This is a genomic window from Arsenophonus endosymbiont of Bemisia tabaci Q2 (assembly GCF_902713415.1).
GTDB lineage: Bacteria > Pseudomonadota > Gammaproteobacteria > Enterobacterales > Enterobacteriaceae > Arsenophonus.
Genome location: NZ_CACTIE010000034.1, coordinates 1 through 5,997, shown reverse-complemented (window position 1 = coordinate 5,997; position 5,997 = coordinate 1). Strand labels below are relative to the sequence as shown.

At 36.4% G+C, this 5,997-nt stretch carries 5 protein-coding genes and 3 pseudogenes; 3 read left to right on the top strand and 5 right to left on the bottom strand.

All coding sequences use genetic code 11. From position 1 onward, the window contains the following. Window positions 1-301: 301 nt before the first annotated feature. Both ARSQ2_RS02330 and ARSQ2_RS02325 read right to left on the bottom strand, forming a co-directional pair. Window positions 302-1,349: pseudogene (locus tag ARSQ2_RS02330) on the bottom strand (3-deoxy-7-phosphoheptulonate synthase). Window positions 1,350-1,487: 138 nt separating this feature from the next. Beyond that, a pseudogene (locus tag ARSQ2_RS02325) lies at window positions 1,488-2,076 on the bottom strand (kinase/pyrophosphorylase); the annotation flags it as partial. Between the two features lie 89 nt (window positions 2,077-2,165). Here ARSQ2_RS02325 and ARSQ2_RS02320 point away from each other — a divergent pair. Both ARSQ2_RS02320 and ARSQ2_RS02315 read left to right on the top strand, forming a co-directional pair. Then, window positions 2,166-2,339, top strand: coding sequence for a type IV secretory system conjugative DNA transfer family protein (locus ARSQ2_RS02320; RefSeq protein WP_181994229.1), 174 nt, complete (start codon window positions 2,166-2,168; stop codon window positions 2,337-2,339). A 46-nt stretch (window positions 2,340-2,385) separates the two neighbouring features. Then, window positions 2,386-2,856 (top strand): annotated as a pseudogene (locus tag ARSQ2_RS02315) (P-loop NTPase family protein); the annotation flags it as partial. Here ARSQ2_RS02315 and ARSQ2_RS13490 read toward each other — a convergent pair. Next, window positions 2,837-2,959, bottom strand: coding sequence for a hypothetical protein (locus ARSQ2_RS13490; RefSeq protein ID WP_255487177.1), 123 nt, complete (start codon window positions 2,957-2,959; stop codon window positions 2,837-2,839). The pseudogene ARSQ2_RS02315 and the gene ARSQ2_RS13490 overlap by 20 nt on opposite strands. A gap of 21 nt (window positions 2,960-2,980) precedes the next feature. On the opposite strand from ARSQ2_RS13490, the gene ARSQ2_RS02310 reads away from it, so the two are divergent. After that, window positions 2,981-3,595: a class D beta-lactamase gene (locus ARSQ2_RS02310; protein ID WP_181994227.1), complete on the top strand. Its 615-nt coding sequence runs from the start codon at window positions 2,981-2,983 to the stop codon at window positions 3,593-3,595. 89 nt (window positions 3,596-3,684) lie between these two features. Here ARSQ2_RS02310 and ARSQ2_RS02305 read toward each other — a convergent pair whose 3' ends face one another. Then, window positions 3,685-4,035 (bottom strand): metalloregulator ArsR/SmtB family transcription factor, encoded by a 351-nt coding sequence (locus ARSQ2_RS02305; protein ID WP_181994226.1) that lies wholly within the window; start codon window positions 4,033-4,035, stop codon window positions 3,685-3,687. 153 nt (window positions 4,036-4,188) lie between these two features. Then, window positions 4,189-5,685, bottom strand: a complete 1,497-nt coding sequence (locus ARSQ2_RS02300) for an MFS transporter (protein ID WP_181994225.1) — start codon at window positions 5,683-5,685, stop codon at window positions 4,189-4,191. Window positions 5,686-5,997: the final 312 nt, after the last annotated feature.

The window sequence follows — 5,997 nt, the reverse complement described above, 5'->3', positions numbered from 1 at the left end:
ATTTTTGCATCTAAAAATATCCTCTGTAGTCGGCATAATCGGTATAATTTTGTTGCCAGGCTTGATAGTAAATTTTAGTTAAATTTTTAATTACCAGACAAAATAGTAAATGCGATTGTTAAAATAGGCTCAATAAAAAATTATACAAGTGTATAGGGTAAAGATAGCTGATGGTGGGGCATTTGGTATTTTAATAATAAAAAATTCAGTAAATCCGGCCAGATAAAATAACTTATTGTTAAGGAGGAATTTTGTTTGACAATTAATTTAATTGTGACTTAAAAATTCTCCTTTATGATGACTAAAATCGATGTTTTGCCGCTTCAGCAAGTATAGTTAGTAATTGTTCAGTGTCCTGCCAGCCTAGGCAAGGATCGGTAATAGATTGACCATAGGTAAGTGGCTTGCCAGCAGTGACTTGCTGGGTACCTTCTATTAGAAAACTTTCTGCCATAATGCCGGCGATAGCCCTCGATCCTTTTTGCAATTGTTGAGCAATATTTTTAGCGACATCGATTTGGCGTTGATGAATTTTTTGGCAATTACCATGGCTAAAGTCGATAATCAATCGTTCCGGTAATCCCAATTTGCGTAACTGACTACAGGCTATGGCAATATCTTCAGCGCTATGATTAGGCCGTTTTCCTCCCCGCATAATAATATGGCCATAAGGGTTACCTTTTGTTTGATAAATAGTCATTTGGCCATTCTTATCAGGTGATAAAAATACATGGCTGGCACGTGCGGCACGAATAGCATCGATAGCAATATTGATATTGCCGTCGGTACCGTTTTTGAAACCAACCGGACATGACAGCGCTGATGCCATCTGTCGATGGATTTGGCTTTCTGTTGTTCTGGCGCCGACGGCTCCCCAGTTAATAAGATCGGCTACATATTGACCGGTTATCATATCTAAAAATTCAGTTGCCGTTGGTAGTCCAAGTTGATTAATATTGGTTAGTAGCTCACGGGCTAAACGCAAACCTTTGTTAACTTGGCAGGAATTGTTTAGGTTAGGATCGGAAATTAAACCTTTCCAGCCAACCACTGTACGTGGTTTTTCAAAATAGGCACGCATCACGATTTCAAGATAATCTTTATATTCGCCGCGCAATTTAGCCAACATTTTGGCATATTCAAGTGCCGCTTGGGTATCATGTACAGAGCAGGGGCCAATTGATCACCAATAGGCGTTGATCTTGGCCAATTAAAATTGACTCAATCGATTTCCGTGACGTTGTAACATTTTTGATGATTTCTTTGGATAGCGGAAGTTCATCCACCAGCGCTTGAGGCGTAATAAGTCTATCAATAGGTTGAGTTCTTAACTCATCGGTTTTATACATATTTATCTCATATATAATTCAATATAGTCGATTTTCTGGCAAATAAACTAGCATTACCATAACCGAAAATAAACTGGATCTAATGGTTGTTTAAGATATCGTTTAAGTAATGAGCGTTTCTCAGCTAATTTTAAATTGTTAAAATATACGACGACTTAGCCCAAATATTTCAATAATTTTGGCTGAAATCTCTTCGACAGAGTAATTAGTTGTATTTAAATAGTTAATATTATGTCTTCTAAATAAAGCCTCAACCTCAGTTAATTCTATCCGACATTGATGCAAAGAAGCATAACGACCTTTTTCATAGCGCTCTTCACGAATAGCGGCTAGACGCTCAGGACTAATTGTTAGACCAAAAAGTTTATTTATATAAGGTTTTAATGCAAGTGGTAATTGTAAATTATCCATATCATCTGCGGTGAAAGGATAATTGGCAGTCTGGATGGCAAATTGCATCGCTAAATAAAGGCTGGTGGGTGTTTTACCACAGAGCGAAACCTCAAGTAAAATAACCTGAGCCACCTGAGCCTGATCAAGGTTTTTTAGTGATTATACCATCATCGTGCGCTAATGTATATTCAATCGCTGCAATTCTAGCATCATATTGATTTAGATTAGATAGTCCATGCGTACGGTTGAGCTTTGATTCCGGTTTTAAGCCGATCTCTTGGTGGATCGGATCAATTAAAGATTGGACAATATAGCTGGGCGACTGTAAAATGATTACAAGTAATTACTCTATATCAGTAAATTTATATTGGAGAAAAACATATATTTTGTAATCAAAATTAAGACGCTTAGCTATAAAAATATATGAAAAACATAAAAAACGTTGTTGTTATGAAAACGGATTTTGTATCAATGTGTAAAGCCATCCATTCAGGTAAAGGCGCGGGGATTATTATTCCTAACCTGCTTGATTTTAAAAATTCGATGCTCGTTTTTGACCCCAAGCTAGAACATCAAAAAAGCCAACAAGCATTTTGATAATGATTTATTTTCGTCTGATATCTAAAAATGAAAAGGTGACAACATGGCAAAGAATGAAAGTCTGGATTATATCAAAAACAGGTTGTTTGGTGATTTTCTTAACCATCCCGGATTAACTGAAATTGCAGTCAATCGCCCGAATGAGTTGTTGACCAAAATTAAAGGCGTATGGGAGCTTCACGAGATAAACCTCTCATTGGATGAATGTCATAAATTTGCACGGGTATTGGCAAACTATCATGGTGATTATATTGCTGACATAAAGCCCGTGTTTTCTTCCATAGTGGAAAGTGGGGAACGAGGTCAGGTTATTTTACCGCCAGCCTGTCAGCGTGACAAGGTATCGATTACCTTACGTAAACCTTCAATGGTGGAGTTATCGCACCAAAGCTATATTGATAAGGGATTTTATGAGCGAGTAGTTGGGAAATCGTCATCCGGATCGCATAACGAGGAATTATTGCAACTGTACAACAATAAAAACATTCGGCGTTTTATTGAAAAGTGCATGGAATAGGGAAAACAATGATATAGCTAAGCGTCTTAATTTTGATTACAAAAATATATGTTTTTCTCGAATATAAATTTACTGATATAGAGTAATTCCTTGTAATCATTTTAAAGTCGCCTAGCTATAAATGCAAAAAAAGAGCGTTCGGATGCGACACAAATATTTTGTTCGCACTCAATATGGTGTAATCAAAATTAAGTCGCTTAGCTATAACGAAATTTTTAAATGGGATGGACAGCCCAGATATCTTAGTAGTTGGAATAAAGATATGAATATGCAAGAAGCAATGAAATTATCCGCTGTCCCTGTCTATCAAGGGATTGCAAAACGTACGGGTCTGGCAATAATGAAAAAAGAACTTTATCGTTTGCACTACGGTAATAGCAAAATAGGCAATGATGTTACAAAATTTTGGTTAGAGGGCCCATTAAAAATTAGCCCGCAAGAACAATCCCAATTTATCTATAAGTTAGCCACTAAACAACTACCTATTGATAAAACCATTCAAATTGAAGTAGCTAATATGCTACTTATCAAACAGACTGCCAATATTAAAATTTATGCTAAAAGTGGCTTAGCCAATATTAATCGTAAGCGTACCGGCTGGTATGTCGGATGGGTGGAAAACGCTGACGGTAAAATAAAAACTTTTGCCCTTAATGTCGCGATCTCAGATGATAAAGCAGTGTCAAAACGCGAATCATTGACTTTACAGTGTTTAGCAAAATTAAAAATTATTTAAAAATTACTAATCGGAATACTAAATTATTCTGATTAGTAACAAATAGATAAATAAAAGGTTGCTCACATTAAACGCTATTGCGTTTTATTCTAGAGTGAGAAATTAATACTCCGTGCAGGCAAATTTTCTGGTATCAATTTTTTAGCCATTAAGTCGATTAGTTGGTGTTCATTTGACCATACAGATTCAATAATTTGCATAACCCATGGAGAAATCTGTGAAGAAAGTCGATAAAAAACCCATTTCCCTTCCTTACGATTTTGTAGCAACCCACTCTTTTTTAACATGGCTAAATGACGAGATATTTTAGTTTGGGGTTGCTCAAGTGCAATACAAAGATGATAAACACAAAGCTCCCCCATTTTTCGCAAAAGTACTACGATCCTAAATCTTGTTTCATCAGACAAATTTTTAAAAAACTGTAATGACTGTAACTCCATCTCTAATTTACCTCTAACCGGTTATATTTTCAGTAATAGAATGTTAGGATCAGCTCACTATCCCTGAGATAGAACAACGCCAACAACTAACTTTACAAAAAACAATCACTAAAACTTCTTGTAAGATCTAAAACAGCACAAAAATTCATATCATCATGATTTTTTGATTAAAGGGCGCAACATACGTTGTAAAATCACAGTGCTAACTAACAATATGCAAACAATGGTAATAAAAACAACAATAAAAGAAGTATCAAAGGCTTTACTCGCTGCCATTATCAATATCTGAGCCTGATCTTTATCCATCGTTGATGCCGTGCTTAATGCTTCATCGATACTGTCATAAACTCGCGCATCAATTGTTAGCTGTTCGGGAACAAAAAGAGTATAACTATAAATTGCCGTCATCATGCCGCCCAATATGGTAACGCCTAATACACTACCCAGCTGATAAGCAAAGTCTTCAATAGAAGCTGCCATACCGGACTTTTCATCAGGCGCATTGAGCATAATCGTGGTAGATGCAGAGGTAAATGCCATTCCCATACCCATACCAATAATGAATAAATTAATCAACAACAAAGTAATACCGCTCTGATAGAAGAGGATCATCCCTATTACCCCAACCAGCGTTAATATAAAACTTACCACGGTCGTTAATCTCTCGCCAAAACGAGGTAAGAGTAAACCGGTCAATGGTGATGCAACCACGGAACCAATTGGTATTGGAAGGATACAAAACGCAGCTTGTAATGGTTTGAAACCAAGTACTAACTGTAAGCGTTGACTTAAAACTAATTCAATGCCAACAATTACACTCATAGTAATAACGGCGATAATTACTCCCGCTGAAAACAGTCGATTACTGAATAAAGAAAAATCAATTATCGGTTGCGATTGTTTGCGCTGGCGTAATACAAAAAACAGCATAAAGATCACGCCAATCAAGGCAGCAGCACAAAATTCAACTAAAGAAAAATTAGGTTTGCTTAACTCTTTTAATGCATAAATCAGCCCAACTAAACCGACTAAAATTAATAATGAGCCTAAAAAAACAATAGCACGTTTGTTTGTTCCACCACAGCTTGGGATCAAACTCACTGAAAAAGGTAGCACCAACATAACAACAGGCACATTAATTAAAAATACGGATCCCCACCAAAAATATTTCAGTAATAAACCACCTACTAAAGGTCCAACCGCAGCGCCACCAGCAGCAACCGCTGACCAAATACCAATCGCTAGTGATCGTTCTTGAGGCTCAGTAAAAATATGACGAACAATTGATAAAGTTGCTGGCATCATCATCGCGGCACCTACCGCCAAAAAGACTCTAGCAGCAATCAAACTTTCTGGATTAGGCGAGAATGCAGCACAAAATGAAGCTAATGCAAAAAGTGGTAAACCGCTGATCAGCATTTTTTTATGACCAATGCGATCACTAAGCATACCCGCGGCTGGCAATAATCCAGCAACCACCAATGGATAAGCATTGATAATCCACAATTTCTCAGATGCGTTGGCATGGAGTTCATGGGTTAAAGTCGGCAATGCTATATAAAGCACTGTCATATCAATGACAATTAAGAAAAGAGCACTAGAAATTAAAAGGAGCGCAATCCATCTGCGATTATCATGAGTATTAACCATAAAATATCTCTATTTAGAAAAAATATGTAGTATGTTTATCTGCCATAATGTTAACGTTAAGTTTACGATATTAATCCATACGTATGTATTTTAAAAGAGGTTTTATTTAATGTTTAATGGGGCGTCAAAGAAGTATAGATATAGATATAGATATAGATATAGATATAGCTAAGCGACTTAATTTTGATGACATTATTTATATGAGCTATTCAATTGATTTTAGACGTAAAGTGATATTTACGATTGAAGAAGAAGGGTTGAGTATCCGAAAAACAGCGAAGCAATTTAGGATTGGCTCTGCGGTTGGACCTT

Coding starts and splice junctions, on each gene's coding strand:
- ARSQ2_RS02320 (WP_181994229.1), top strand. CDS start 2,166: ATGAAAAACATAAAAAACGTTGTTGTTATGAAAACGGATTTTGTATCA.
- ARSQ2_RS13490 (WP_255487177.1), bottom strand. CDS start 2,959: ATGATTACAAGGAATTACTCTATATCAGTAAATTTATATTCGAGAAAA.
- ARSQ2_RS02310 (WP_181994227.1), top strand. CDS start 2,981: ATGCAAAAAAAGAGCGTTCGGATGCGACACAAATATTTTGTTCGCACT.
- ARSQ2_RS02305 (WP_181994226.1), bottom strand. CDS start 4,035: ATGGAGTTACAGTCATTACAGTTTTTTAAAAATTTGTCTGATGAAACA.
- ARSQ2_RS02300 (WP_181994225.1), bottom strand. CDS start 5,685: ATGGTTAATACTCATGATAATCGCAGATGGATTGCGCTCCTTTTAATT.